This is a genomic window from Pandoraea eparura (assembly GCF_902459725.1).
GTDB lineage: Bacteria > Pseudomonadota > Gammaproteobacteria > Burkholderiales > Burkholderiaceae > Pandoraea > Pandoraea eparura.
Map to the genome: position 1 here is coordinate 1 of NZ_CABPSH010000012.1, position 25709 is coordinate 25709.

Sequence of the window (25709 nt, forward strand, 5' to 3'; positions counted from 1 at the left end):
CGACGCCGCCCAAGCCGCAAACGCGGCCCACACCGACGCGCGCGCCGACGGCGGCCCGCGTCTCGCGCAATCGACGCGCGGCATGGTCACCAGTCCGCATGCGCTCGCGAGCGAGGCGGGGCTCGACGTCCTTCGCGCGGGCGGCAACGCCATCGAAGCCGCGATTGCCATCGGCGCCGTGCTGAGCGTGACGTATCCGCATTTCACCGGCCTGGGCGGTGATGCCTTCATGGTCATCAGCGACCGGCACGGCAACGTGCGCACGCTGTCGGGCATTGGACAAGCCGCCGCGCAGGTGCCTGCCTATCGCGGTGCCATCCCCGTGCGAGGTCCGCTGGCGGCGCTCACCACGGCGGCGACGGTCGCCATCTGGGACAAGGCATTCGAGATCAGTCGCCAGCAATGGGGTGGGCAACAGTCGTGGTCCTCGTTGTTCTCGCGCGCCACCGAATATGCAGCGAACGGCTTTCCGGTCACGGCGTCGCAACACTTCTGGCAGACGTTCCGTGCGGGCGAGCTGGCCGGCTGGGAAGGATTTGCCTCGGTCTTCATGCCGAATGGCCGCATTCCGCAGCCGGGCGAGCGCTTTTATCAACCCGCGTTGGCGCGCAGCCTCGATCGTATCGCCACCCACGGCGGGCGCGAGTTCTACGAAGGCGATCTGGCCGGTCGCATCGCGGCGGGTCTGAAGCAAGTCGGCTCACCGCTGCGCGCCGACGATTTGTCGAGGGCGCAGGCGCGCGAGGAAGTGCCGCTGCGCGTGGCGTATCGCGACGGTGAGTTGCTCGGGCTGCGTCCGCCGACGCAGGGGGTAACCACGCTGGAGATCATGGGCATTCTCGATCGCTTCGATCTGAAGTCGATGCCCGAGGGCAGCGCCGACTACTACCACGTGCTGGTCGAGGCGGTGAAGCTCGCATTCATCGACCGCAATCGCTATGTCGCCGATCCCGATTTCGTCGATGTCCCGGTGGATCGCCTGTTGGCGAGCGCGCATCTCGACGCGCACGCCCGCAGCATCCGCATGGATCGCGCCATGCCGTGGCCGCACGTGTTCAAGACCGGCGACACGGTGTACATCGGCGCGGCGGACGCCCAGGGCAACTGCGTGAGCATGTTGCAGACAGTCTACTTCGACTGGGGCAGCGGCGTGGTGCTCGGGGACACCGGTGTGCTGTGGCACAACCGGGGGGCATCGTTCAGTCTCGATGCCCGGAGCCCGAACGTGCTGCGCGGTGGCAAGCGTCCGTTCCATACGCTCAATCCAGGGATGTACCTCAAGCAGGGCCGCCCGCAACTGCTCTACGGCACGCAAGGCGCCGACGGGCAACCGCAGACGTTGGCCGCCGTGCTCACCCGCCTGATCGATTACGAGATGGATCCGCTCACCGCGCTGGGACGGCCGCGCTTCCTGCTCGGCAGGACCTTCTCCGACGGCCGCGACAGCCTCAAGCTCGAACAGGACGCCGGCGCCGGGGTGTTCGCGGCATTGGCGGCGCGTGGGCATGAGATGAGCGAGCTGCCGCCGCAGAGCCAGTTGGCGGGGCATCCCGGCGCGATTCGCCTTGGGGCGCAGGGGCAAATGAGCGGTGCGCATGACCCCCGCAGCGACGGCCGGGCACTGGGGCTTTGACGGTCGGTTGTCGCGCGTGATACAAGTGCTGACATCCATTGGCAATGTAAATACTTCACATGGCTGGCAGTGCAAAATCGAATCGCCCGCTCTTCGATCTGGATCTGCTGCGCGCGATCATCATGGTGGCCGATTGCGGCAGCTTCACGACGGCGGCAGCCCGCCTGCATTCGACACAATCCACCGTGAGCCAGAAGGTGCGGCGTCTCGAAGACCTGGTCGGGCACAAGTTGCTAGAGCGCGGCAATCGCGACATCCATGCCACCGATGCAGGCGAACGTCTGCTCGGTCATGCGCGTCAGATGCTCGCACTCAACGACCAGATGTTCGAGGCGCTCTCGGGGGCGGTGGTGGTCGTGACGGTGCGGCTGGGCGTGCCGGAGGATTTCGCGACGGGCGCCACGACGCAGGTCCTCGCCCGTTTCAACCGCCAGTATCCGCAGGTCAAGCTCGAAGTCATGAGTGGCCTGAGCCGTGATCTGCTCGCCAGCTACGATCGTGGCGAACTCGATCTCGTGCTGGTCAAGCAGCGTCGCGGCAGTCGCGAATCGGTGGCGAGCCGCCCCGAGAAACTGGCGTGGATCGACAGCGCAGCGCATCCGTCGTTCGGATGCGATCCGGTGCCGCTCGTGACGTTTCCTGCGCGCGGGTTATATCGCGACGACATGATTCAGGCGCTCGAGACGATGGGGCGCGACTGGCGCATCAGTTTCACCAGTTCCAGCCTGAGCGGCATTCAGGGGGCGGTGGCCGACGGGATGGGCATCAGTCTGGTGCCACCGCGCGCCGTGCTGCCGCGGCATGCGGTGCTTGGCCGGGCGCAAGGGCTGCCGGTCGTGGACGCCTTCGAGCTGGCGATCTTTCACCGGCCGGCGGCGGACGCCATGGTGATGGCGCTTGCCAAAGTGCTCGTGGGGATGCTGGCGGCGAAGCCGCGCGCGACGAAGTGAGCGACGCACGCGGAGATACGTGAAGGCGATGCGTGCGGGGGATGCGCGCTAACGGGCGCGCAACCGAGACGCCGACTTCGGCGCTTGTTCCAGCACCTGCTACGGCACCTATTTCAGCTGGGCGCCCAGCGTCAGGTTCATGTGACGGTTCACGTCCTTGTACAGCAAGTAACGGAACGGGCCGGGGCCGCCTGCGTAGCAGGCCTGCGGGCAGAAGGCGCGCAGCCACATGAAGTCACCGGCCTCGACTTCCACCCAATCCTGATTCAGGCGATAGACGGCTTTGCCCTCGAGCACATACAAGCCGTGCTCCATCACGTGGGTTTCCGCGAACGGAATCACGCCGCCGGGTTGGAACGTCACGATGTTCACATGCATGTCGTGGCGCATGTCCTGGATGTCGACGAAGCGCGTCGTCACCCAGCGGCCGTCCGTGCCCGGCATCGGAATCGGTTCGACGTCCTGCTCGTTCTTCACGAACGGCTCGGGTGCCGGCAAGCCCGCCACGGCTTGATAGTGCTTGCGAATCCAGTGGAAGCGGGCGGGGCTCTGGCTGTGGTTGCGCACTTGCCAGTCGGTCGCGGGCGGAAGGAATGCATAGCCGCCCGGGGTGAGGCGGTTTGCCTTGCCCTCGATCGTCACCGTGATCTCCCCTTCGACGACGAACAGCACGCCCTCGGCCTTCTCGTCCTGCTCGGGCTTGTCACTGCCGCCGCCGGCACCGACTTCCATGATGTATTGCGCGAACGTCTCGGCGAAGCCCGAAAGCGGACGGGCCAGCACCCACAGACGCGTGTTGTCCCAGAACGGCAGATGGCTCGTGACGATGTCGCGCATCACGCCCTTGGGAATGACGGCATACGCCTCGGTGAACATGGCGCGGTCGGTGAGCAGCTCCGTTTGGCCCGGATGCCCGCCCTGCGGCGCGTAATACGTAGTCTTCGACATGATTGATGGCTCCTGTGTCGATCGGGTCGCGGAGTTTCGTGGGGGCGAAACCATCGGGAAAGATGCACAAGATAGCGAACCGGCCATCCATCGACAAATTAAATATCGAAATGCGTGGCATTCGTTTTTTGAATGGAAGCCGGACGCTCAGGGCACGACCAGGCGCATCGGCCAGCGCAAGCGGCCGAGCACGTTGGCATCGCGGTCCGTGACGATGGCGTCGATGGTCAGTGCGGCCGTGCCACTGCCCACGACATCGGCTTGCCAAAAGGCGTCCGGGGCGTCGCGCGTGACGGGCGTCTGTAGTGAACCAGACTGCGGCGCGTAGCGCGTGGCGTGCTCACGCAAGTGCAATTGCAGGCCGCTCAGCGTTGTCTCGTCATTGAGGGATAGCTGGAGCAGCACGGCGTGTTCGCCACGCATGGCGAGCGGCGTCCAGCGCAGGCGCAAACCGTCGCCGGTGCGAACGGCGACACGCCATGGCGCCGCGTTGACGCCATCGAGTGCAGCGCTATCCGGCGCGAGTCCATAGCAGTCGTGGGCGTCGACGCTCACGGGCACGTCGGTCGCTTTGGCGGCGTCAGCCGCGTCGGGGTGCCGGTCGAGCAGTGTCACCGTATCGATGACCAGCAGGATGTCGATGATCGCGCGGCGTTCGCCGTCGCCGTCGGAAGTGTGTGCGTCGGACATGGGCATTCCTTGCCGTGGGCCGGAGCGGCCGCGATCGGGCGCCCGTGCTGGCGCGTCGTGGGTCGCGGCCCGGCGTTCGTCAATGGTTGCGAATGGTAATGAACGGGTCCCACTGGTAGCAGCCGCACAGATTGCCGCTGCGATCGAGGATCATGAACTGGAAGTGATAGGTGACGCGTCCGGTCTTGAGCGTCTCGCACGACCAGAAGTAGTTCGAACACGTTTGCTTCTTCGGATGCGTCGGATCGGGCGGATTCGGCACCGGGATCGTGACCTCCGCTTCACGCGGCGAGGGTGGCGAGATCAGGTCGTTGCCCTGGTTGCCGATGAACTTGTAGAAGATGCACGATTGCTCGAAGCCGAGCGACAGGGAGCATTCGCGCCAGCGAATGACGTCCCCGACCGTGGCGGCGACGTCCAGCTCGCCGCCTGCCTGTCCGCTCACCACATTGCCCTGCGCTACGATCATGAAGACGTGTTTGAAGTCGATGACTGGCGGATTCGCCATGCTGGAGTTCTTGCCATACCGGTCGACGATCGTCTTGGTGTCGATGCTGACCAGCACATCGGTAATTTGCGACATGTGTTTCTCCACGAAAGGCTGAGTTGAATGCCGTCCATCGGGCGATGGCGGTCTGCGAGCCAGCGGCCTGTGGGCCGCGCGCGAAACGCGGGAACGCGCTTCACCGATGGAGCCTAGAAACGGCGGAGGCAATGTTCAACCTCGCGAGGGGTGCGCCTTATGAGTGACATTTGCTGACCGAGCGGCGCCGCAACTGGCGTTGCGCGGCGCAGCGCGTGCGCACCAATCGCCGAATTGGAGCGGTACGACCAGAAATCATCGCGCGCGATCGCGAGGCGTGGGAGGCGTGGGGACGTGAGGGACGTGAGGGACGTGGGGGACGTGGGGGACGTGAGGGACGTGCGCGAGGCGACACCATCGGAAAAGTGCGGGCCGGTCGTGCGAACGACGCCGGCCTGGAAGCGGCGAGACGATCCGGCGGTGCTTAGGTTAGCTTACGGCTGTGTTGCAGGCGTTCGAGCACATGAATGCTCAGCCTCGCCGTGTGGCTGCGCATGGCGTTGTAGGCGGCTTCGGCATCGGCGGCGAGCACGGCCTCGACGACGCGCTCATGCTCGTCGAACGATACCGTGAAGCGTTCTTCGACATCGGCTTGCGCGGCGCGAAAGGGCGCCAGACGCTCGCGGTGACTGTCGATCAACGCCATCAACGTCTTGTTCTGCGTGCCTGCGCTCAGCAACTGATGGAACTCGCGGTTCAGGGCGAGGTAGCCCGCTTCGTCGCCCGCGTCCATGCACTGCTTGCTCTGCAGGTGAATCATCTCGAGCTGCTTCTTCTGCATCGCGCTCATGCGCTGGGCGCTCAGGCGGCAGCACAGGGCGTCGAGTTCGCACATCGCTTCGAGCATGTCGGACAGGTCGTCGACGCTGATGCTCGCGACGACGCCGCCCTTGTGCGGGGTGAGTTCAATGAGACCGCGTGCGTTGAGTTCGCGCAGCGCTTCGCGAATGGGCGTACGCGACGCCTTGAAGCGCTCGGCCAGCGCAACTTCCTCCAGCTTCTGTCCCGGCGGCAGGCGTCCGTCGATGATCTCGCCCGTCAACACCCGGCAGATTCGTGCGGCAATGGTTTCGGCCATGCTTGTCTATCTCGCTCCGTGGATGTGTCTTTCTGAACCGATTGTATACATGGCGATTATACGAGTATTTTCCGTGGCGATTATGTCTGGAGGCGTCATTCGCGAGGGCATTCTCTGATGGAAAGCACAGGGGGTTGGCGTTATTGCATCCAAAAATACGTTTTTGGATGCAATTTGCTGAGATAGTATACATGAGCGCTTGTCGGATGGTCCGACAAGCGTCGACACCTCAACTCGAAGGAGACATCTCATCATGGCCAAACTGCGTCACATTGCGCTCTCGGTGCCCGATCCGTGGAAGGCGGCGGAGTTCTATATGCAGGCGTTCGATTTCAAGAAAGTGGGCGAGACGGACTCGTCGCTCGCCCGGGGCGTTTATCTGTCGGATGGCGTCATCAACCTGGCGTTGCTCAACTACAAGAACGATGAAGCCGCCGGCGATCGTGGCCGCGAGTATGTCGGGCTGCATCACATCGGCATCTGGGTCGAGGATGTCGCGACCACGCGAGCGAAGATCGAAGCTGCCGGGGGCCGCTACTACATGGGCGAAGTGCCGGTGAAGAGCAACATTTTCTATGAAGTGAAGTTCTTCGATCCGAATGGCGTGATCTTCGATGTGACCGCCCACGGCTGGGGAGGCGCCTCGAAGGACGGCACCGGCAAGGACAACGCGCCGGCGCTGCGTCACGAAGGGCTGCAAGCCGATCGCACGGGACTCTGAAATCGCACCGTTCGCGCGCGGCGTCACGCGCCACAACGCTTGCCTCTGCCCGCCGGACGCTTCGCGCCGGCGGCGGCCAGTCCGCACGGATCGCACGGTTCACACGTCAGCGACCATCCGGGGTAACCCGCTATAAAAAAATCGGACGTTTGTATAAACAAATAGCAGTAGAAATTCAATTTCTTTGCTATGTATAATAATTCGACTGATTGTATACATGTAGCGCGGGCGGCAGACACCCAATCAGGGGCGCCGCGACGAAAACGAGAAAACTCAGGAGACAGCATGAAGAAGCGAGTGTTGTGTGCATTGTTGCTGGGCGCAATGCAGAGCGGTGCGTACGCGCAATCCACCGGGGGCGTGACGCTTTCGGGGTACGTGGACATGAACATCGAGCAGTTGTGGGGATCGGGGGCCAATGGCGGCAAGGTCGCGCGGGTCTCGAGCGGCGGGCTGAACAACTCTCGCTTCAATCTGAGCGGGTTCGAGGACCTGGGCGGCGGCAACCGCGCATTCTTCACGTATGAGCCCATGTTCTCGGCCGCGAACGGCACGCAATCGGCGCAGGCGCGCCAGTCGTTCGTCGGCCTGAAGGGGGCGTGGGGCGAAGTGTCGCTGGGCCGTCAATTCACGCCGTCGTATTGGATCGCCGGCTACGCCGATCCGAGCTGGGCGGCGGACTTCAGTATGGTCAACAACATGGAGTTCTTCTACGCGTCGTACCGCGTCGATAACTCCATTCAGTACAACACGCCACGCTGGCATGGGCTGATGGGCCGCTTCATGGCCACGACCGGTGTCGGCGATGGCACGCGCTCGGGCCGCTTCTATTCAGCCGGCCTCGATTACCGCAACGGCGGCATCTTCCTGGGCGCCGTCAGCGAGTTGCAATACACGCGCGACATCTACTCGTCGAGCCAGATCCACTCGTCGCGCGACAACTACTTCTCGGCCACCTACAAGTTCGGCAGCGTCGAGCCGACCCTGATCTATCACACGTACAACGGCTACTACGCGTACCCGCCGTATGTCGCATTCAACGTGCGCGGCTGGGACATTCAGGCCGGTGTGCGGTATGCGCTGACCGACCGTCATCGCTTCTACGCGAGCTTTGTCCATCGCCAGGACGACGACAACAAGGCGCTCTCGAACGGCAACGGCTTCGTGATCGGTTACATGTACGGCCTGTCCAAGCGCACCACGCTTTACGCCACCTATGCCCGCGTACAGCACAGCAACAACACGTCGGTGCATTACCCGGTGACGTTCCAGGTCACGCCGACCGGCACGCAGAACCCGTCGGGCGTGCAGTTCGGCATCCGCCACGCGTTCTGACGCGTTCGGATCAGTGATATCACGCCGCCAGCGCCTGACTGACGCGCCGGCGGGACGATTTTTGAGACGAAGGAGGAAGACATGTTTCGCAAGCAGACACTCGGCGTTTCGTTGAGCGCCACTGCGGTGCTCGCGGCGCTCACGATGGCGCTCGCGGCCCACGCGTCGGCGCCGGAAAGCGCGCCGGCGGCTCCCGCGGCCACGCCGTCTGACGCACAGCCCACCGGTACGCCCGGTGCGCCGAACGTCAAGGATCCGTACCTGGCGGGATGGTTGCGCCTCACGCCGGATCGCGAGCCAAAACCGCTCAAGGCGGGTGTCGATTACGGCATGGATCCGGCAACGGGCAAGTTCATCTGGCCGAAGGCCACACCGGAAGTCCACACCGGTCAGCGCTTTCCCGGCGAACTGACCTCGTGGGACAAGAAAAGCTACACGAAGAACGTGAAGGTGCTGGCGTTCTACCCGGGCGTCAATTCGCCGTTCCACGCGTGGAACAACATCGCCGACTTCAACGGCAAGCGTTATCTCTACATTCACGATCGCGACTACCTGCGCATCATGGATGTGACCGATCCCGCGCATGGCAAGGTGGTGTATGCGACCGGCGGCGTGTGGGGGCCGAAGGGATCGAGCGAGAAGTTCGATCCGAACAACGTGCATGGCTACCTGGGCGGCGCCACCATCGTGTGGAACAAGGCGCTGCGCAAGCCGATCCTCGTGGCATCGTTCGAAATCGGCCGCTACGGGTTGATGACCGACAAGTCGAAGCAGCCGGACAAGGTGGCCGCGCAACGCCACTACAACTCGCTCAAGGGTTTCAAGGTCTTCGAGATGAATGGCCCCTTGCCGTCCGACTGGAAGCTCATCGCCACGCGCACGACCGACTATCAGCATCCGAACGCACCGGTCGGGCAGCAGCAAGGCTCGGGCTCGCTCGATTCGCCGGAGTTCTACGGTGGCAAGTACATGATCCTCTCGTCCGCCCCGGACGACAGCTACGCGCTCACCGAATATCCCAACTATCTCTACTCGCCGGGCTATCAGGTGTGGGATATGTCGAACCCGGCCAATCCGAAGTTCGTCTCGCAGATTTCGGTGCCGGGGCAGATTCTCGGCAATGCGGCGCACGAGCAGGCCTATTTGCAGAATCCGCGGGCGGGCAACCGTACCTCGTGGATGGGCTCGCGCATGCCGATCTTCCTGCCCAAGCCGCTGGAGCAGGGCGGCAAGGTGGGCTTCGGCGCGATGGGCGGTCTGGGGCTGTGGTCGTTCGACTTGTCCGATCCGGCCCATCCGAAGGTGCTGGGCAACGTCAATACGGCACCGAGCTTCGCGGGCACCGAGTACGACAACGCGGACGTGAGCCAGTACGAGCGCACGGGGTATGTGTTGACCAGCGGCTACCCGATGAACCGCGACTGCTATGAGCCGTACAAGGACATCTTCGTGGTCGACGCGCGCAACCCCGCCAAGATGAAGGTTGCGGCAAAGCTGCCCGAGCCCGAGGTCCCCGAAGGCGCGCCGTTCACCAGCTTCTGCCAGCGCGGCGGCAACTTCGGTCCGAAGCGCTCGAACTCGATCGGCCAGCCGGGCACATGGCGCCAGGGCATCGTGCCGTATTCGTTCTACAACGCGGGCGTGCAGATCTTCGACGTGAAGGATCCGGCCAAGCCGCGCATTGCGGGCTACTTCGTGCCGGGGCTGGCCGACGAGACCGAATTGCCCGTCTACACGCTGGGCAAGGGGGTGTTCGCGATGTACACCGAGTACGACCGCAACATCATGTGGGCCTTCACCGAGAACGGCGCCTACGCGCTGTCGAGCCCGTTGCTGGGTGAGCCCGTGATGGGCGAGCCGGCGAAACCCTGGCCGGCACGGTAAGCACAGCGTCAAGGCGGCACGACACGTCGTGCCGTCGACGCTCACGACTTCACAGGGCCTCCAAAGCGTGAAGTGTTGAGGCGGGCAACCCCCGAAGGTCTCCTGGTTGCCCGCTTCTTTTTTTTACCTGAACGCATTATCGCGCGATGTGCCGCGCCACCGTATTGACGGGGGCCGCCAGCGGCGTGCCCATGAGATGGGCGTGAAGGCTGGCGAGCAGCGCGTCGATCTGTGCATGCAAGGCGGCCGGCGAGCGTCCCGAGACATGCGGCGTCAGCACAACGTTCTCCAGCATGCGCAATGCCGACGGCACCTCGGGCTCGTGCTCGAAGACGTCGAGCGCCGCACCCGCAATCACGCCGTCGCACAGCGCTTCGATCAGGGCCACGGTATCGACGACGCTGCCGCGCGACACGTTGACAAGAAATCCGTCCGCGCCGAGCCGCGCCAGCACATCGGCGCTCACGAGGTGATGCGTGGCGGCGCCGCCCGGACAGGCGAGCACGAGGAAGTCGCTCGCATCGGCCAAGGCGCCGATGTCACTGACATGTCGCCAGCGGCAGTCGTGGCGCGGCGTGCGTGTGTGATAGCTGACGGACATGCCGAAGCCTTCGGCACGCGTCGCAATCGCGTGACCGATGTGACCGAGGCCGACGATGCCGAGTCGCGCGCCATGCAATGTCGGGCGCGGTGCGCGGTGTTTCGCCCAACCGCCGGCCTTCACGGCGCGGTCGAGCGTGATGAGGCCGCGCGCGGTGGCGAGCATGAGCGCCAGGGCGTGATCGGCGACGGTCTCGCCGTTGGTGTTGGGCGCGTGCGCGACGGCGATGCCACGTGCGGTGGCGGCGGCGACGTCGATGTTCTCGTAACCCGCTCCGAAGGCGCAGACGAGTTCGAGCCGCGGTAGCGCGTCCATCTGCACGGCCGTGAGGCCTGTCGTGCCATTGGTGAGCACGAAGCGAACGTTGGACGCATTGGACATGAGGCGGATGGCGTCGGCCCGATCGACAGTCTCGCTGCCGGCGTCGATCTCGTGCAGACGCAAGCCTGCGGCGATCAATCGTGAGCGGGTGATCGGCGCAAGCGGGATGAGGGAGAGGAGTGGCGAAGCATCGTTCATGGCGGCCTTCATCGTAAGGATCGTTTGGATAGGAAAATAAAATACAAATCAGTTGCTATGTATACATATGCTATGTATTGTATCTTCACATGGCAATCAATAAAACGACCGATGCGCAACGCGCGACGTCGGTTCCCTGAGGGAAGACAAGGAGGAAGGTGTGACCTGGTTTGGACTTGCAACTTATGAATCGCTGGCGCCGGGCGCCGTTGCCGCGCGGCGTACGGCGCTCGTGCAACACGGGCACTTGTACGATCTGGAGGCTGTGCTGCGCCACGTGGGCACGGACATGGACGACGCGCTGCTGGCGGCGCACGATCTGACCGCGCTGCTCTCGGACTGGTATGTGCACGGCGAAACGATCAACGCCGCCGTGCACCGTGCGTTGGACGCGGGCGTACCGGCGAAGGTCGGCGCGCTGGCAAGCGATGCCTATCGCCTGTGCGTGCCTTATCAGCCGGGCCGCATCTTCGCGACGGCCTCGAACTATTACGAACACGCGGCTGAAATGGGCACGAAGCTCGCGCCGCGCAGCGAGAGCTCGCCGTACATGTTCATGAAGGCGGAGACGAGCGTGACGGCGACCGGCACGGACGTCGTGCTGCCGCCGCATGCGCAGCGCGTGGACTGGGAGGTAGAGCTGGCGGTCGTCATCGGCCGTCCGGGACGCCACATTCCGGTCGAGCAGGCGCATGAGTGGATCGCGGGCTACACGGTCATCAACGATGTCAGCGCGCGCGATCTGAACCGCCGCACCGACTATCCGTTCACGCACGACTGGTTTCGCGGCAAGAGTTTCGATACCTTCGCACCTCTGGGGCCGTGGTTTGTGCCGCGCGAGGTCATTCGCGATCCCCAGCAACTGCGCATGACGCTGTCGGTGAACGGCGAAACGATGCAAAACGACACGACGGCGGGGATGATCTTCAACATTGCGGAGCAGATCGCCTACCTGTCCGGCATTCTCACGCTCAAGCCCGGCGACCTGATCGCCACGGGCACGCCGACCGGTGTGGGTATGGGGCGTGGCGTGTATCTCAAGGCGGGCGACGTGATGGTGGCGGGCATCGAGGGCATTGGCACCATCGAGAACCGCGTCGTGGCGCAGCATCGATAACAACGGTCGCTCGGGTAGCGGCCAGGAGGAGGCGGCAATGGAGCAGTGGCAGTGGGCAAGGCGGTGGTGGACGGTGCTGGCGTGTGCCGGATCGATCGGTGTGACCGGCGCGCTGGGGGCGGTCAGTGCGATCGGTGCAATCGGTGCAATCGGTGCGGGCGCGATGTGGCCGACGCCGGCCGCCGCGCAGGAGAAGGTCAAGTTCAACCTCTCATGGCTGCCGCAGGGCAGCACCGGCGGCGTGCTCGTCGCCATCCACGAGGGCTTTTACCGCGAAGCGGGACTGGAGGTCTCGGCGATTGTCGGCCATGGCGGGCAACGCACCGTCAATGAAGTCGACCAGGGCCTGTTCGAATTCGGTTACGGAGATCCGATCAGCGTGATGCTCAATCGGGCGCAAGGCGGCAAGACGAAGATGGTCGGCGCGATCAACGCGGTCTGGCCCGGCGCGATCTGCTACCTCGTCAAACCGGGGCGGACCATTGCGAAGCCCGCAGACCTCAAGGGACTGTCGATGGGCGGTGGCGGGGCGTCGCCGTTGCAGAACATTGTGCCGGCCTGGCTCAAGGCCAACGGCCTGCCGCCGACGGCGGTCAAGCTGTTGCGGCTCGACCCGTCGACGATCAATCCGTCGTTCCTGCAAGGGCGCGTCGATCTGACCGAATGCTGGGAAGGGGCGAACCTGCCGGTGCTCAAGTCGCTCGCGGCGAAGCAGGGGCGCGAGATCGGGGCGCTGCGGTATCGCGACTTCGGGCTCGACATGGTCGGCAACGGCATCGTCACGACCGAGACGATGATCGCGCAGAAGCCGGACGTGGTGCGCCGCTTCGTGCAGGCTACCTATCGGGGCTATGCCTGGATGCGCGAGCATCCGGACGCCTCGGCGGGCGTGATCGTGTCGCAATACCCCATGCTCGACAAGCAGGTCATCGTCGAGCAAATTCGACAGATCGGCGCGCTGGAGACCGACCGCGAGACGCAGGGGCACAAGCCGGGCTGGCTGCTGGTGTCGCGCATGACGGCGACCGCCAAGTTCGTTCGCGACGCCTTCAACCTGCCGCCTGCGATCAAGGCCACCGATCTTTATACCAACCAGTTCGTCGAATGACGGTGGTGCAACCGACGCCATGCAAGGAATCGAGATGACAAGCCTCAAACCCAAGCTCAATCCGAAGCGCCTTGGCCACCTGGTGCTGGTGGTGCGCGATATCCAGAAGTCGGCGAAGTTCTACACCGACGTGCTCGGCCTGACGGTGTCCGACTGGATCGGCGACCAGATGGTCTTTCTGCGCGCGGGCAGCGATCACCACGACCTGGCGCTGTCGCAAATTCCGAAGGATTCGCCGGACATCGACGATCTGCCACGTTACAGCCGTCCCGGCATGGAGCACTTCTCCTACCTCGTCGAGAGTGTCGAGGAGATGGAGCAAGCCGTGGCGGTTCTGCGCGCTCATGATGTCGAGATCGTGCGCGGGATCGGGCGCCACGGGCCGGGTGCGAACTATTTCCTCGTGTTCAAGGACCCGGACGGCAACAACGTCGAGCTGTACTGCGAGATGACGCAGATCGACGACGACCACCCGTATGAAGCGAAGGTGTGGGAGCGCTCCATCGAGAGCTTCGACCGCTTCCGCTTCGAACGCTTTGTCGTGCCGCCCCCGCCGGGCATGGTCAAGGACAAGTCGGGCGGCAAGACCTAGCCACCCGAGATTCCGGAGGAGACAACGAATGAAACGCATCGCACAGACGATCGTATTTTGGGGCGTGCTGCTCGCCCTGTGGGAATTGGCCGTGACGTACTTCAAGGTGCAGTCGTACCTGATGCCACCACCGTCGGCGATCTTTCGCGCCGCCTGGGAAGTGCATCCGCAGATGCTGGACGACACCTGGGTCACGACGGTCGAAGTGCTGACCGGCTTCGTGGCAGCGGTGGCGGGCGGGCTCGTGATCGGCGTCGTCATCAGCTACAGCGCGTTTGCGCGTCGCACGCTCTACCCGCTCGTCACCGCCTTGCAGAGCATGCCGAAGATTGCGCTCGCGCCGCTGATGATCGTGTGGTTCGGGTATGGCTTTGCGTCGAAACTGGCGTCGACCTTCCTGTTCGCATTCTTCCCGGTCGTCGTGGCGACGATGGGCGGACTCGCCAGTGTCGCGCGCAACCTCGACGAGCATTTCCGCGCGTTGGGTGCGAGCCCGTGGGACACCTTCTGGCGCCTGTACCTGCCGGCCGCGCTGCCCGCGTTCGCCGATGGCCTGAAGATCGCCATGCCGCTTGCGGTGATTGGCGCCATCGTCGGCGAGTTCATCGGCTCGGAAGCGGGGCTGGGGCATCTGATCGTGTTCGCGTCGGCGGCGGCACGCACTGACGTGATGTTCGCGGCCATTCTCATGGTGACGCTGCTGGCGGTGGTGCTCTACTGGGTCATCGAGCGTCTGGCGCGCTTTGTCTGGTGGCGAGGGATCAACGTATGACTATCTTGACGAATACGGTGACGCCGTTTCCTGCGCCGTCGCGACTCGCCGGCGACACGGAATCGGCGCCGGCGGGCGCTGCGCAGGTTCAGGACGCGATGATCGAAGTGCGCCACATCGACAAGACTTTCGCCGCCAAGCAACGCAAAGCTGCGCCGGTGAGGATTCTCGACGACGTTTCACTGTCGATTGCGGATCGCGAGTTCGTGTCGATTCTCGGCGCGAGCGGTTGCGGCAAGAGCACGCTGCTGCGCATCGTTGCCGGCCTCGTGCCGCACGACGGCGGCGAGGTGCGTGTGGCGGGTCAGCGCGTGACGCGGCCGGTTCCCGAGATCGGCGTGGTGTTCCAGACGAGCAATATGCTGCCGTGGCTCACCGTGCGGCAAAACCTGCTGCTCGGCACGAGCCTGCGCAAGATTCCGAAAGCCAAGAGCGAGCCGCGCGTGGCGGCGCTGCTGGAGATGCTGGGGCTGGCCCAGTTCGCCGATCATCATCCGCATGAGTTGTCCGGCGGCATGCGCCAGCGCGCCTCGATCGGCCAGATCCTGGCGCTCGAACCGAAAGTGCTGCTCATGGACGAGCCGTTCGGCGCGCTCGACGCCCTCACGCGCGACAACCTGAACGTCGAACTGCTGCGCATCTGGCAGGAGCATCGGCAAACGGTGTTGCTCGTCACGCACAGCATCGAGGAGGCGGTGTTCCTGTCGGATCGCGTGATCGTTATGTCGGCGCGTCCGGGAAAGGTCCAGCAGGAAGTCGTGATCGATCTGCCGCGTCCGCGCTCGCCGCAGACGATCAAGCAGCACCCACGTTACGCCGGGTATGTCGCACAACTCTCACAATTGATGGGGGTCTATTGATGACCGGGCAGACGATGGCGGCGACCCTGGACGGATGGGCGAGCGCGCGGGCACGGATGCGCGCGCTGGGCCCGCGCTGGGCCGATGATATCGCTGCCGGACGGCGCCTCGTGCTGGAGACCTACACGCCGCTGCTCGCGCAGGCGTCGACCGACGCGTACACCGTTGTGCGTGATCTGGCGTATGGCCCGCATGCGCGACATCGGCTTGACGTCTATCGGCCGGCGTCGCGTCCACTCGGGACGGCACCCGTCGTCATCTTCGTGCATGGCGGCGGGTTCGTTCGCGGTGACATGAACGCCAATGCGCAGATCTACGGCAACGTGCCCCGGTATTTCGCGCGTCACGGTTGCGTGGCGGTCAACGTGGAGTATCGGCTCGCGCCCGAGGCGCCGTTTCCGGGCGGCGCGCACGACGTGGGCGCCGCCGTGCGCTGGGTGCGCGAGCACATTGGCGAGTATGCCGGCGAGGGCGGGGCCGACGTGAAGCGCATGCTGTTGATCGGCCATTCGGCCGGCGGCTCGCACGTCGCCAGCTATCTGTGCGACCCGCGGGTGCGGCCGGCGCAGCCCGAGGTGGCGGGAGCCGTGCTCATCAGCGCACGACTGCGTGCGGACGTGCTACCCGACAATCCGAACGCGCCTGGGGTGGTGGCGTATTACGGCGAAGCGCCGGCGCGCCACGAGGCCGACGCGCCGATGGCGCATGCCGAAGCCATGCCGGTGCCCCTGATGACCGTCGTGGCGGAGTTCGAGAATCCCCATCTCGACACCTATGCGCTCGAGTTCTGTCATCGGCTGTCCCTGCGCGACCGGCGGGCGTCGCGTTTCGTCCAGGTGCGCGATCACAACCATACGTCGGTGGTTGCGCACCTCGATTCCGGCGACGAGTCGCTCGGTCGCGAAATCCTGCAATTCCTGCACGACATCGACCCATCGCCCTGATGCGGTCCGCGCCTGCCTGCGTCGTTGCGCCGGTGAGCCCGTGAGCCGTTGATCGAATCAGCGGCGGATCAGCGGCAAATCGGCGGCGCTTGGCACAGGCAGCGCCGTTCATCTCTCCCTCCCTTTAGGAACTGTCATGGTCGATCACGAATTGACCGGGGCGTTTGCGCCCGTCGTCACGCCGTTTCAGGCGGATATGACGCCGGATGCCCCCCGTTTTCTCGCGCATTGCGAATGGTTGCTTTCACACGACGTGGGCCTGGCCCCGTTTGGTACGAACAGCGAAGCGAATTCTCTCGACGCCGGCGAACGCATGGCGTTGCTCGATCACCTGGTCGACAACGGTCTCGACGTGCGGCGCATGCTGCCCGGCACCGGCTGCTGCTCGTTGCCCGAGACCGTTACGCTCACGCGGCATGCAGTCGAGCGCGGCTGCGCGGGGGTACTCATGCTGCCGCCGTTCTTCTACAAAGGCGTCACCGACGACGGCTTGTATGACTACTACGCGCGTGTGATCGATCAGGTGAACGATGCGCGTTTGCGGCTGTACCTCTATCACATCCCGGCGCTCTCGGGCGTGCCCATCACGCTACCGGTGATCGAGCGGCTCAGGCGCAACTTCCCACAGACGGTAGCGGGCATCAAGGACAGCTCGGGTGACTGGAATCACCTGAATGCGATGCTCGACGCCTTCCCGGGATTCGGCATCTTTCCAGCGTCGGAGTCGTTGGTGTCGCGTGCGTCGGCCAAGGGCGCGAAGGGCTGCATTTCCGCGACGGTCAACATCAATGCGCCCATGATCGGGCGGTTGTGTCGCGAGTGGGCGGGAGACTCCGGTGCGGCGCTCCAGGCGCAGGCGGACGTCGTTCGCGGCATCGTGCAGTCGTTCCCGATGATTCCAGCGCTCAAGGCGGTGCTGGCGTCGCATCGCGACGATCCCACGTGGGCACGCGTGCGCGCGCCGCTCACGCCACTGACGAGCGACCAACACGCGCGGCTGCATGCGCAGTTGGCCGCTTGCGGTTTTACGTTGGCAGGGTAAGCCGACATGCGCGGCACGTTGCGGTATCCCGGGTCACGTCGCGGCTGGCCGTGTGCGGGCGCGGCACGGGCCCAGGCGGGGATTGCGGGCACGAGGCGGGCGGCGGCATTGGGGCTCACGCTGGCGCTGGGTCTGGGCGCTTGCGAGGCGACATACGCCCAGGTGCAAGTCTACGGCCACCTCACGCCGATGACCGACTGGGTCAGCGTGAGCGGGCGTCAGGCGAGCGCGTCTGCGCCGCGTCCGACCCAGGCGCCGTCGGGGGCGATCCATGCGCCGACAGCGAACGGCGCGCGCATGCTGTCGAGCATTTCGTACTTCGGCATGCGCGGCAAGGAGGATCTTGGTGGCGGGTATGCCGCGATCTGGCAGATCGAGACGCCCGTCGCGCTCGACGGCAAATCGACGGGCAGCATCGCGGGACGCAATACGAATGTGGGCCTGGCCGGGCCGTTCGGCACGGCGTTTCTGGGCAACTGGGACACGCCATATCAATGGTCGACGCTCGCGGTCGGCTCGCCGGTGCGCAATCCATACACCGGTGACCTGAGCACGATCCTGAGCAATCCCGGTTTCAACGTGCCGAACACGACGACGCAATCGGGGCGCCTGGGCAGTCCGGCCGATGCCACGTTCAATCGTCGGCAGGGCAACAGCCTTCAGTACTGGACACCGACGTGGGCGGGGCTGCATCTGCGGTTCTCGTACTCGCCGTCCAACAGCAAGGTCGTCACACCGGCGGGCGAGATCTCGCCACAGGTGTTCGGCGCCGGACTGGAGTACCTGAACGGCCCGCTGCGCGTGCGTTATGCGTACGCGCTGCACAAGGACTACTTCGGGCTGGCGTGGCTAGGCTCGCCGTCGTCGGCCAATCCGTCCAATGCCGGCTCGCGTGCCACCGGCTCGCGCGACGACGCGCACAAGCTGCTGATCGTCTTCACCTATGCGCAAACCAAGTGGGTCGCGGGCTGGGACCGGCTGACCTACCGCACGAACGACGGTACCGCCGGCAATCTCAACCGCTACCGGCGTGATGCCTTCTACGCCATGGTCCAGCACTGGTTTGGCGGCGGACGTCATTCGGTCTGGCTCGGCGGGGGCTACGCGATGAACGGCGCGTGTTCACGCACGGGCGGGGCGTCGTGCAGTACCGACGGGCTCGGCGCGACGCAGCTCAATCTCGGTTACCGCTACGACTTTTCGCGGCGCACCGACGTGTACGTCGCCTATTACCAGGTCATCAATCGCGCCTGGGGCAGCTATGGCGTGTCGCCGCGCCCGACGCTCAGCGCGGGCGCGACGGGCGCAAGCGCACCGCCGGGCGCGCATTACCGAGGCATCGGCTTCGGCATCGAACACAGCTTTTAAACACCACCATCCGACTCACAGGAGACGAAATTGAAGACGACACAAGCGGGCTTCGACAGCATTGTCGAGCGAGAAAAGGGGCTGCATCGCGGCCTGAGCAGCGGGCAATTGTCGATGATTGCCATTGGCGGTGCGATTGGCACGGGCCTCTTCCTGGGCAGTGCGTTCGCCATCGGCTTTGCCGGACCGAGCGTGCTGGTGAGCTATGCGATTGGCGGCCTGATTGCGCTGCTGCTGATGGGGTGTCTGGCGGAGATGACCGTGGCGCACCCGACCTCCGGGTCGTTCGGCGCCTATGCGGAGCACTACATCGGACCGCTGGCCGGCTTCCTGGTGCGTTACGGGTATTGGTCGTCGATCGTGTTTGCGGTCGGTACCGAGGTCACGGCGATCGCTGTCTACATGAAGTACTGGTTTCCGGCGGTGCCCGGCTGGTATTGGATCGTCGGCTTTTCTGCCGGACTGATCGGCATCAACGCGGCGAGTGTGAAGGTGTTCGGCGCGGTCGAGTATGGGTTCTCGATGCTCAAGATCGCGGCCATCGTCGTGTTCCTGATCCTCGGTGCCTACGTGGTGTTTCGGGCGCCGGTGGACAGCGGCATCGGGTTGGCCAACTACACGTCGCACGGCGGATTCTTCCCGAAGGGGGCGTGGGGCATGTGGGTCGCGGTGATCGTGTCGATCTTCAGCTATCTGAGTATCGAGATGATCGCCGTGGCGGCCGGCGAGGCGCAGGACCCGCAACGGGCGATCACGCGCGCTTTCCGGGCGACGATGTTCCGTCTGGTGTTCTTCTACTTGCTGACGCTTGCGCTGACGCTTGCCATCGTGCCGTGGAATGCCGCGGGGGAAGATGGCAGCCCGTTCGTCAAGGTGATGGCCGCGACGCACATACCGGGGGCGGCGGGGGTGATCAACCTGGTGATTCTGGTGGCCGCGCTCTCCGCGATGAACAGTCAGCTCTACATCACCACGCGGATGATGTTCAGTCTGTCGCGGGCCGGGTACGCGCCGCGCCGGTTCGGCGAGGTGAGTCGCAACGGCGTACCGGTCGCGGCGCTCATGCTCTCGACCATCGGCATTGGGTTGGCGGTCGCGCTCAACGTGTTCGTGCCGAAGGCGTCGTTCACGCTGATGATGTCCGTGTCGATGTTCGGCGCGATGTTTACGTGGCTGATGATCTTCGTCACGCACCTGTACTTCCGCCGTGCGCATGAGGCGTCGAAGCTGAGCTTTCGCATGTGGGGTTATCCGTATGCGAGCCTGGCGGGCGCGCTGCTCATGCTGGCGACACTCGTGACTACCTATTTCACCGACGAATTCCGCCTGACGCTGGTCTACGGCGTGCCGTTTGTCGTGGCGCTGTCGGTGATTTATGCGGTGTGGTATCGCCGGCGCGCGGACGTGGCGGCGGCGCAGACGCAATAAGCCGCGACCGCCGTTGTGCGTCGGCTTACCGTTCCCGTCCGGCGCGGTGCTTCTGATAGTGAATCGCGCAGAGGATCGCCACGCGTCGGATCGGCTCGGGCGGCAGCCACGTCGGCCGCTCGAACCCCAGCGCATCGGCGAGTTCGGGCGACTGCTGGCCGCAGGCCATCTCGCCGAGCAGCTTGCCGAACATGCTGCCCTTGAGCACTCCCGCGCCATTGCAACCGAGCGAGGCGAACAGGCCCTTGCGGATCTCGCCGAAGTAGAGCGCACCATTGCGAGTGAGCGCCGTCACACCGCCCCAGACAAACGCGAACTTGTGCGAGTCCATCTGAGGATAGCGACGCCGATACGCGTCGGTGAGCATGGCGCTCACCTCGGCCATCGGACGTTCCTTCTCGTACGAATAGGCGCTGCGCACGACAAAACGGCCGCCGTGGGTCTTGCGCAGCGTCGTGCCGAGCCGATTGGCCGGGATCACGCCCCATTCGCGCGCGGGGCCGAGCTTGGCCAACTCGTCGGCGGGCAGCACCTGGGTCATGGCCGCGTACGTGTAGATCGTGAAGACGCGGTCGCGCGCCAGACCGAGCTTGCGCGCGAAGCCGTTGTTCGCGACGATGACTTGCGCTGCCCTCAGCTGCGTGCGCGCCGTCGTCACGGTGAAGGGGCCGGTGCCGTCGAGCGACATGACAGGCTCGTTTTCCCACAGCCGGACGTTGGCGGGCAGGCTATCTGCCAGACCGCGCACGAGCGCGGCAGGCTGCACGAAGACATTGTTGTCCGAGTGATAGCCGTAGCCGTAATAGTCGGTGCCGATCTCGCTTTGCAGGGCATCGCGCGACAGTTCCCGGTAAGGCACCCCCCATTCGCGATACTGTGCGAGCGTGTCGCGCAGGCGCTGCTCACCATCGGGCGTGGCGGCCGCGTGGTACTTGCCGACCGGGTTCCAGTCGCAGTCGATGCCATGTGTGGTGACGAGTTCATGCAGCCACTTCAGGCCGATGTCATAAAGCCGGATCTGCTTGCGCGCGACCTCCATGGGGCTGCCGTGCCCGCCCATGCCCGTGTTGTGCGGGAGGTTGATGAGAAAGCCCGAATTGCGGCCTGCGGAACCATTGCCGACCGTGGTGGCGTCGATCACAAGCACCGACGCCTCGGGACGCAGTTCCGCGACGCGCCGTGCGGCGGCCAGTCCGGTAAACCCCGCACCGATGACGATGACGTCGAAGCTGCGGGCGATGGGCGGCTGCGTATGCGGCATGCGCGCCGGCAGCAGGGCGTTCCAGCCGGCCCCCGCCTGATAAGCCGGGGAAGTGTTCCGCGCGTCGCGGGAGGAAGTGACTTGATTGGACATGACGATAGAAGGACGGGGGCTTGCCGAGCGTTATGCGGCCTGGCTTTCCAGGCTGCGCATGACTTCGGTTTGCACGGTGTTCCAGATTTGCGACTTGAGTTCGTTGTAGCGCGGTGAGAGCTGAACCTGGGCGTCGCGCGGCATCGGTAGATCATTCGGCAGGTCGCAGGCCACCCGCCCCGGCCGCGCGCTCATGATCACCATGCGCGTCGACAGCATCAGGGCTTCATCAATGGAGTGCGTGATGAAGACGATGGTCTTGCCGCTCTTCTGATAGATCTGGAGCAACTCTTCCTGCAGCACCTGACGCGTCATCGCATCGAGTGCGGCAAACGGCTCGTCGAGCAGAATCACGTCCGGGTCGTTCGCGAGCACACGGGCGATCGACACGCGTTGACGCATCCCGCCCGAGAGCGCCTTCGGATAGCGATCCTCGAAGCCCTTCAGTCCAACCATCTCGATGAAGCGTCGTGCCGTGGCGTAGCGGGTCGCCTTGTCGATGCCCTTCATCTTCAGGCCGAACGCCACGTTATCGAGCACGCTCAGCCAGGGGAACAGCGCGTACTGCTGGAAAACCATGCCGCAATGCGGGTCGATGCCCTTGACCTCGCGGCCGTTCACGCGGATGTGCCCGGTTGTCGGGGCATCGAAGCCCGTGATGAGGTTGAGCAGCGTCGACTTGCCGCAGCCCGATGCCCCGAGCAGCACCACGAACTCGCCGCGGGCGATATTCATGTCCACGCGCTCGAGTGCCTGAAAATCGCCGTAACGCTTCGACACGCCATCGATGGCGATCATGGTCTCGGCGTGGCTTGCTGACGCGGCACCGGACGTGTGCGCCGCCCCCACGTGGGAATCGATTCGGTCGTTCATGCCTGCCACCTCAATACCTTGCGCTCGATGGCGCGAAATACGATATCCGTCACCAGCACGGTGACGCTGATCATCACCATGCCGAGCACGACCACTTCCGTCTGGAAGAACTCCTTGCCGTTCATGATGAGAAAGCCCAATCCCTCGCGCGCGGCAACAAGTTCGGCGGAGATCACGCACGTCCAGGACAGGCCGAGAATGATCTTCATCCCGCTGAGAATCTGCGGCAGACTCGCGGGCAGGATCACCTCTCGCATGACCTGCGCGTTGCTTGCCCCCAGGTTCTTCGCGGCGCGGATGAGCAGCGGATCGACATTGCGCGTGGCTTCGATGACATAGACGAGCGCCGGGGCGAACGTCCCCATGAACACGATGCTGTACTTCTGCGTCTCCGAGATGCCGAACCACAGTAGGGAGAGCGGAATCCAGCTCATCGAAGGCAGCGGTCGCAGGAACGACAGAATCGGGTCGAACGCCGCGCGGGCGTAGCTCGACGTGCCGAGCACGATCCCCAGCGGAATGGCCACCACGGTCGCGGCAATGAAGCCCGTCATCACGCGACGGGCAGAGGCGAGCACGTTCGCGAGCAGCGTACCGTCGGACAACATGGAAACGATGCGCCCGCCGACGGCCGACGGGGGAGGCAGGAACAGGGGGTCGACGATCCCGCTGCGGCAGGCCGCTTCCCAAGCAAGCAGGAAGACGACCACGGACACAAACCCCACAGCCAGCAGCGTGGCGCGGGACGGTTGATGATGACTCACAATCAGACTCCTCGAGCGTGCGCCGGCACCGCGATGGACCGGCACCGGCGCACTGATCCATCCGTGGGGCTTACAGATACGACGTGTTGATCCACTGGCGCACGGCCGGCGCCTTGTCGATCTGCTTGTACGTGACGAGCATCTCCGCCAGCCGTTGCAGGCCGTCGACATAGCTGCCCGGCGCCTTGAGCAACTGCGTTTGCTGGGCGAGGCCGTACCACTCCGCGCCCTTGATCGTCTCGACCTGATCGAGCGCTGACATGCCGGTCAGCGCAATCAGCGAGCGCGCGGCGTCGTCCGGCTTGTCGCGCAACATCTGGCAGGTATCGAAATACACCTTGAGGTACTTTCGAACGGCGTCGGCGTTCTTCTCGGCCCAGGCATTGCGAACGATGAGTACATCGGGGCCCGGCGTGACGTTGTACTTCTTGTAAAGCGAAAACTGCGTATCGTCGGCCAGCAGCTTCATGCCCGACATGGCGCGGATGCGATTGAACTGCGGCGTCCACGCGGCGGCGGCATCGATCTGGCCCGATTGAATCGCGCCGGGCAACTCAGGGGCGGGCACGTTGAGCACCGTGACGTCGTTCGACAGACCGGCGTTACCCAGCAGATCGAGCACGAGCAGGTGCGCGCTCGAGGCGAACGTGACGCCTAGCTTCTTGCCCTTGAGGTCCTGCAACGAATTCACTCCCTCGCGCACGAACAGCCCCTCGACGCGGCCGAAGCTCTCCGGTACCGCGACGATCGAGAAGTGTTTGGCGCCGCGCGCCATCAGCGCGAGCGCCGACACGATGCCGGTACAGGCGATATCGATGCCGCCTGAGAGCACCGCGCTCATGCGCGCCGACGAGGTGCCGAACGACTGCCATTGCTGGTCGATGCCTGAGGCGGCGAGCGCCCCCGACTTCATGGCGAGGTAGGCCGGGTAGTGGCCCAGCCATGCCGAACCGCCATACTGAACCGGGGTCGCGTTCGCCGCACGGGCGATACCCGGGAGGGACAGACCGCCCGCGGCGGCGGCGGCCGACAGGGCGGCACCGGTGTGAAGGAAGTTGCGTCGTGACAGGTTCATGCGTGTCTCCTTGGTAGGTTATGTGTTATTCGCGTTGAACGATGGGCGCGCTTCAGGTGAAATTCATCTGGCCCGGCGCCCGGGGCGGTGGCTGACAATCGTTGACCAGCCTCAGCAAAGCGCCAGCCGTTCTCCCAGCCAGGGCATGACGCGGCGCAGTTCCGGAAAAGCTTCCTGTGCGAGCGCCATGCGCCCGGCGAGAAAGCACTGCGAGGCCATCTCCGAGACTTCGCCCTCGCGCGATACCTGATAGATCGTGCGCGACAGGGCCGGGCCCGGCAGTGGCAATGCGGCCACCTGCGGCAGCGACGCACGGCCCTGCAACACGCACAGCGGCGTGGCAATCGTAAAGCCGAGGTCGGCGGCGACCATCGACATCACGACATCCGACGTATCGATTTCGAGATGCATGCGGGGCGAATGGCCGGTGCGGCGCAAGTGCCGTTCGATCACGGCGCCGAAGTGCGAGCGGCCCGAAAAGCGAATCAGCGGCAACGTGCGGATCAGCTCACTCAGATCGGCCTGCGCCAGATCGGCTTCGCGGGCCTTGGGCACGACGACGATGAACGGCTCCGTGAAGATCGGGCGGCGCACCAGGCGCTCCATGTCATGCATCGGATCGCTCGTCACGATCAGATCGAGCTGGCGGGCGAGCAACGCCTGCGCGTGGCCGTTGGCAAGGCCCGACCAGAGCAGCAGCTCGCTGGTGCTGTCCGACATCTGCCGCACGATGGACGGGCCGACCGTCGCGGCGAACGAATCGATCATGCCCACGCGCACGGCGGCACGGCTGGCGACGTCGGCGTCCTGCACCTGTGCGATGAGCCGGTCCATGTCGTCCACGATCTGACGGGCATGGCGTGAGAGCGCGAGCCCGGCCGGGGTGAGCTTGAGTGGGCGGCGCGACCGATCGAGCACGCGCGTGCCGACCGTCTGCTCGATTTGCGCGATGGCTTGGGAGATGGCCGATTGGGTGACGCCCAGGGCATCGGCGGCGACGGAGAGGCTGCCTGCCGACGCGACGGCCTCGAAGATTCGAAGCGATCTGACGTCGAGGTCTGCGCGCTTTTTCATCGGCATGTCTCCAGTTCGGGCGGTGCGTCTCAGCGGGCGGAAATGGCTTTTCTGGCGCGTCGCGACGAATCGATATAAGAATTTTTAAGAATTGTAGGGATTGGAGGCCATAAAACAAAATCAACATAAGAAAAACTAATACTTTGTATTAGGGCGAGAGGATTTTGGGCCAAAGGTGGCAACGGGTGCGGGACGTTCGTCTCGGTGTGTGAAAACCGTGGGCATTAGACGGAGGAGGTATCGGAGGAGGGCGTGGGGCGAGGCGGTGCGGTGAGCGGCGGTGCGGTGAGAGGAGGTGGGGTGAGAGGAGGTGGGGAGGTGAGAGAGACGGACCGGGGCCCCTTTCTGCAGCGAGTTGGGTCTATGTCTGAGAGGCGGAAAGGGGCTCCGGTCCGT

The 25709-nt window shown here is 64.6% G+C and carries 24 protein-coding genes; 14 read left to right on the forward strand and 10 right to left on the reverse strand.

All coding sequences use genetic code 11. The annotated features are described in order from the left end of the window. The first annotated feature begins 82 nt into the window (after positions 1–82). Complete coding sequence (locus PEP31012_RS19365; RefSeq protein ID WP_150591052.1) at positions 83–1633, forward strand: gamma-glutamyltransferase family protein; 1551 nt, start codon at positions 83–85, stop codon at positions 1631–1633. 59 nt (positions 1634–1692) lie between these two features. Beyond that, complete coding sequence (locus tag PEP31012_RS19370) at positions 1693–2583, forward strand: LysR substrate-binding domain-containing protein (RefSeq protein ID WP_150590934.1); 891 nt, start codon at positions 1693–1695, stop codon at positions 2581–2583. Positions 2584–2691: 108 nt separating this feature from the next. Here the strand turns inward: PEP31012_RS19370 and PEP31012_RS19375 are convergent, their stop codons facing one another. From PEP31012_RS19375 to PEP31012_RS19390, 4 genes are all read right to left on the reverse strand, one after another. Beyond that, complete coding sequence (locus PEP31012_RS19375) at positions 2692–3531, reverse strand: bifunctional allantoicase/(S)-ureidoglycine aminohydrolase (protein WP_150590935.1); 840 nt, start codon at positions 3529–3531, stop codon at positions 2692–2694. Positions 3532–3678: 147 nt separating this feature from the next. After that, the gene (locus tag PEP31012_RS19380; RefSeq protein WP_174978318.1) at positions 3679–4221 is read right to left on the reverse strand and encodes an AidA/PixA family protein; all 543 of its coding nucleotides are present in this window, start codon (positions 4219–4221) and stop codon (positions 3679–3681) included. A gap of 79 nt (positions 4222–4300) precedes the next feature. Further along, the gene (locus PEP31012_RS19385) at positions 4301–4804 is read right to left on the reverse strand and encodes an inclusion body family protein (protein WP_150590937.1); all 504 of its coding nucleotides are present in this window, start codon (positions 4802–4804) and stop codon (positions 4301–4303) included. A 424-nt stretch (positions 4805–5228) separates the two neighbouring features. Then, positions 5229–5882, reverse strand: a complete 654-nt coding sequence (locus PEP31012_RS19390; protein WP_150590938.1) for a GntR family transcriptional regulator — start codon at positions 5880–5882, stop codon at positions 5229–5231. Positions 5883–6135: 253 nt separating this feature from the next. On the opposite strand from PEP31012_RS19390, the gene PEP31012_RS19395 reads away from it, so the two are divergent. The 3 genes from PEP31012_RS19395 to PEP31012_RS19405 all read left to right on the forward strand — a co-directional run bounded on the left by PEP31012_RS19395 (position 6136) and on the right by PEP31012_RS19405 (position 9822). Continuing rightward, the gene (locus PEP31012_RS19395) at positions 6136–6603 is read left to right on the forward strand and encodes a VOC family protein (RefSeq protein ID WP_246171387.1); all 468 of its coding nucleotides are present in this window, start codon (positions 6136–6138) and stop codon (positions 6601–6603) included. Between the two features lie 285 nt (positions 6604–6888). Next, entirely contained in the window at positions 6889–7938 is a 1050-nt protein-coding gene (locus PEP31012_RS19400; protein WP_150590939.1) for a porin, read from the forward strand. 81 nt (positions 7939–8019) lie between these two features. Continuing rightward, complete coding sequence (locus tag PEP31012_RS19405; RefSeq protein ID WP_150590940.1) at positions 8020–9822, forward strand: LVIVD repeat-containing protein; 1803 nt, start codon at positions 8020–8022, stop codon at positions 9820–9822. Between the two features lie 136 nt (positions 9823–9958). On the opposite strand, the gene PEP31012_RS19410 is transcribed toward PEP31012_RS19405, so the two are convergent. Beyond that, positions 9959–10942: a 2-hydroxyacid dehydrogenase gene (locus tag PEP31012_RS19410; protein ID WP_246171388.1), complete on the reverse strand. Its 984-nt coding sequence runs from the start codon at positions 10940–10942 to the stop codon at positions 9959–9961. 160 nt (positions 10943–11102) lie between these two features. On the opposite strand from PEP31012_RS19410, the gene PEP31012_RS19415 reads away from it, so the two are divergent. The 9 genes from PEP31012_RS19415 (at position 11103) to PEP31012_RS19455 (ending at position 20173) form a co-directional block, all read left to right on the forward strand. Next, positions 11103–12059 (forward strand): fumarylacetoacetate hydrolase family protein, encoded by a 957-nt coding sequence (locus tag PEP31012_RS19415; protein ID WP_150590942.1) that lies wholly within the window; start codon positions 11103–11105, stop codon positions 12057–12059. Between the two features lie 37 nt (positions 12060–12096). Beyond that, on the forward strand, positions 12097–13167 hold the full coding sequence (locus PEP31012_RS19420; RefSeq protein WP_150590943.1) for an ABC transporter substrate-binding protein: 1071 nt from the start codon (positions 12097–12099) through the stop codon (positions 13165–13167). A 34-nt stretch (positions 13168–13201) separates the two neighbouring features. Then, positions 13202–13759 (forward strand): VOC family protein, encoded by a 558-nt coding sequence (locus PEP31012_RS19425; RefSeq protein ID WP_150590944.1) that lies wholly within the window; start codon positions 13202–13204, stop codon positions 13757–13759. Between the two features lie 28 nt (positions 13760–13787). Beyond that, entirely contained in the window at positions 13788–14531 is a 744-nt protein-coding gene (locus PEP31012_RS19430) for an ABC transporter permease (RefSeq protein ID WP_150549924.1), read from the forward strand. Continuing rightward, complete coding sequence (locus PEP31012_RS19435) at positions 14528–15391, forward strand: ABC transporter ATP-binding protein (RefSeq protein ID WP_150590945.1); 864 nt, start codon at positions 14528–14530, stop codon at positions 15389–15391. Before PEP31012_RS19430 ends, PEP31012_RS19435 begins: the two co-directional genes overlap by 4 nt. Next, positions 15391–16335, forward strand: a complete 945-nt coding sequence (locus PEP31012_RS19440) for an alpha/beta hydrolase (RefSeq protein ID WP_150590946.1) — start codon at positions 15391–15393, stop codon at positions 16333–16335. Before PEP31012_RS19435 ends, PEP31012_RS19440 begins: the two co-directional genes overlap by 1 nt. Before the next feature lie 136 nt (positions 16336–16471). Beyond that, positions 16472–17377 carry a dihydrodipicolinate synthase family protein gene (locus PEP31012_RS19445; protein ID WP_150590947.1) on the forward strand — a complete coding sequence of 302 codons (906 nt, stop codon included), beginning with the start codon at positions 16472–16474 and terminating at the stop codon, positions 17375–17377. Between the two features lie 6 nt (positions 17378–17383). Further along, positions 17384–18745: a porin gene (locus tag PEP31012_RS19450; RefSeq protein ID WP_150590948.1), complete on the forward strand. Its 1362-nt coding sequence runs from the start codon at positions 17384–17386 to the stop codon at positions 18743–18745. A gap of 30 nt (positions 18746–18775) precedes the next feature. After that, positions 18776–20173 carry an amino acid permease gene (locus tag PEP31012_RS19455; protein WP_150590949.1) on the forward strand — a complete coding sequence of 466 codons (1398 nt, stop codon included), beginning with the start codon at positions 18776–18778 and terminating at the stop codon, positions 20171–20173. A gap of 25 nt (positions 20174–20198) precedes the next feature. Here PEP31012_RS19455 and PEP31012_RS19460 read toward each other — a convergent pair whose 3' ends face one another. From PEP31012_RS19460 to PEP31012_RS19480, 5 genes are all read right to left on the reverse strand, one after another. After that, complete coding sequence (locus tag PEP31012_RS19460) at positions 20199–21527, reverse strand: NAD(P)/FAD-dependent oxidoreductase (RefSeq protein ID WP_150590950.1); 1329 nt, start codon at positions 21525–21527, stop codon at positions 20199–20201. A gap of 30 nt (positions 21528–21557) precedes the next feature. After that, positions 21558–22325, reverse strand: a complete 768-nt coding sequence (locus PEP31012_RS19465; RefSeq protein ID WP_150591054.1) for an ABC transporter ATP-binding protein — start codon at positions 22323–22325, stop codon at positions 21558–21560. Positions 22326–22396: 71 nt separating this feature from the next. Continuing rightward, complete coding sequence (locus PEP31012_RS19470) at positions 22397–23167, reverse strand: ABC transporter permease (protein ID WP_150591055.1); 771 nt, start codon at positions 23165–23167, stop codon at positions 22397–22399. A 67-nt stretch (positions 23168–23234) separates the two neighbouring features. Then, on the reverse strand, positions 23235–24239 hold the full coding sequence (locus PEP31012_RS19475; protein ID WP_150590951.1) for an ABC transporter substrate-binding protein: 1005 nt from the start codon (positions 24237–24239) through the stop codon (positions 23235–23237). Positions 24240–24350: 111 nt separating this feature from the next. Beyond that, positions 24351–25313 carry a LysR family transcriptional regulator gene (locus PEP31012_RS19480; RefSeq protein WP_150590952.1) on the reverse strand — a complete coding sequence of 321 codons (963 nt, stop codon included), beginning with the start codon at positions 25311–25313 and terminating at the stop codon, positions 24351–24353. Positions 25314–25709: the final 396 nt, after the last annotated feature.

What these genes read in the sequence shown, in the direction of transcription:
- PEP31012_RS19390 (WP_150590938.1), bottom strand. Translation starts at nt 5,882, where the DNA reads ATGGCCGAAACCATTGCCGCACGAATCTGCCGGGTGTTGACGGGCGAG.
- PEP31012_RS19450 (WP_150590948.1), top strand. Translation starts at nt 17,384, where the DNA reads ATGCGCGGCACGTTGCGGTATCCCGGGTCACGTCGCGGCTGGCCGTGT.
- PEP31012_RS19385 (WP_150590937.1), bottom strand. Translation starts at nt 4,804, where the DNA reads ATGTCGCAAATTACCGATGTGCTGGTCAGCATCGACACCAAGACGATC.
- PEP31012_RS19440 (WP_150590946.1), top strand. Translation starts at nt 15,391, where the DNA reads ATGACCGGGCAGACGATGGCGGCGACCCTGGACGGATGGGCGAGCGCG.
- PEP31012_RS19405 (WP_150590940.1), top strand. Translation starts at nt 8,020, where the DNA reads ATGTTTCGCAAGCAGACACTCGGCGTTTCGTTGAGCGCCACTGCGGTG.
- PEP31012_RS19395 (WP_246171387.1), top strand. Translation starts at nt 6,136, where the DNA reads ATGGCCAAACTGCGTCACATTGCGCTCTCGGTGCCCGATCCGTGGAAG.
- PEP31012_RS19370 (WP_150590934.1), top strand. Translation starts at nt 1,693, where the DNA reads ATGGCTGGCAGTGCAAAATCGAATCGCCCGCTCTTCGATCTGGATCTG.
- PEP31012_RS19375 (WP_150590935.1), bottom strand. Translation starts at nt 3,531, where the DNA reads ATGTCGAAGACTACGTATTACGCGCCGCAGGGCGGGCATCCGGGCCAA.
- PEP31012_RS19425 (WP_150590944.1), top strand. Translation starts at nt 13,202, where the DNA reads ATGACAAGCCTCAAACCCAAGCTCAATCCGAAGCGCCTTGGCCACCTG.
- PEP31012_RS19480 (WP_150590952.1), bottom strand. Translation starts at nt 25,313, where the DNA reads ATGAAAAAGCGCGCAGACCTCGACGTCAGATCGCTTCGAATCTTCGAG.
- PEP31012_RS19460 (WP_150590950.1), bottom strand. Translation starts at nt 21,527, where the DNA reads ATGTCCAATCAAGTCACTTCCTCCCGCGACGCGCGGAACACTTCCCCG.
- PEP31012_RS19400 (WP_150590939.1), top strand. Translation starts at nt 6,889, where the DNA reads ATGAAGAAGCGAGTGTTGTGTGCATTGTTGCTGGGCGCAATGCAGAGC.
- PEP31012_RS19445 (WP_150590947.1), top strand. Translation starts at nt 16,472, where the DNA reads ATGGTCGATCACGAATTGACCGGGGCGTTTGCGCCCGTCGTCACGCCG.
- PEP31012_RS19365 (WP_150591052.1), top strand. Translation starts at nt 83, where the DNA reads ATGGTCACCAGTCCGCATGCGCTCGCGAGCGAGGCGGGGCTCGACGTC.
- PEP31012_RS19465 (WP_150591054.1), bottom strand. Translation starts at nt 22,325, where the DNA reads ATGATCGCCATCGATGGCGTGTCGAAGCGTTACGGCGATTTTCAGGCA.
- PEP31012_RS19430 (WP_150549924.1), top strand. Translation starts at nt 13,788, where the DNA reads ATGAAACGCATCGCACAGACGATCGTATTTTGGGGCGTGCTGCTCGCC.
- PEP31012_RS19380 (WP_174978318.1), bottom strand. Translation starts at nt 4,221, where the DNA reads ATGTCCGACGCACACACTTCCGACGGCGACGGCGAACGCCGCGCGATC.
- PEP31012_RS19435 (WP_150590945.1), top strand. Translation starts at nt 14,528, where the DNA reads ATGACTATCTTGACGAATACGGTGACGCCGTTTCCTGCGCCGTCGCGA.
- PEP31012_RS19410 (WP_246171388.1), bottom strand. Translation starts at nt 10,942, where the DNA reads ATGAACGATGCTTCGCCACTCCTCTCCCTCATCCCGCTTGCGCCGATC.
- PEP31012_RS19420 (WP_150590943.1), top strand. Translation starts at nt 12,097, where the DNA reads ATGGAGCAGTGGCAGTGGGCAAGGCGGTGGTGGACGGTGCTGGCGTGT.
- PEP31012_RS19475 (WP_150590951.1), bottom strand. Translation starts at nt 24,239, where the DNA reads ATGAACCTGTCACGACGCAACTTCCTTCACACCGGTGCCGCCCTGTCG.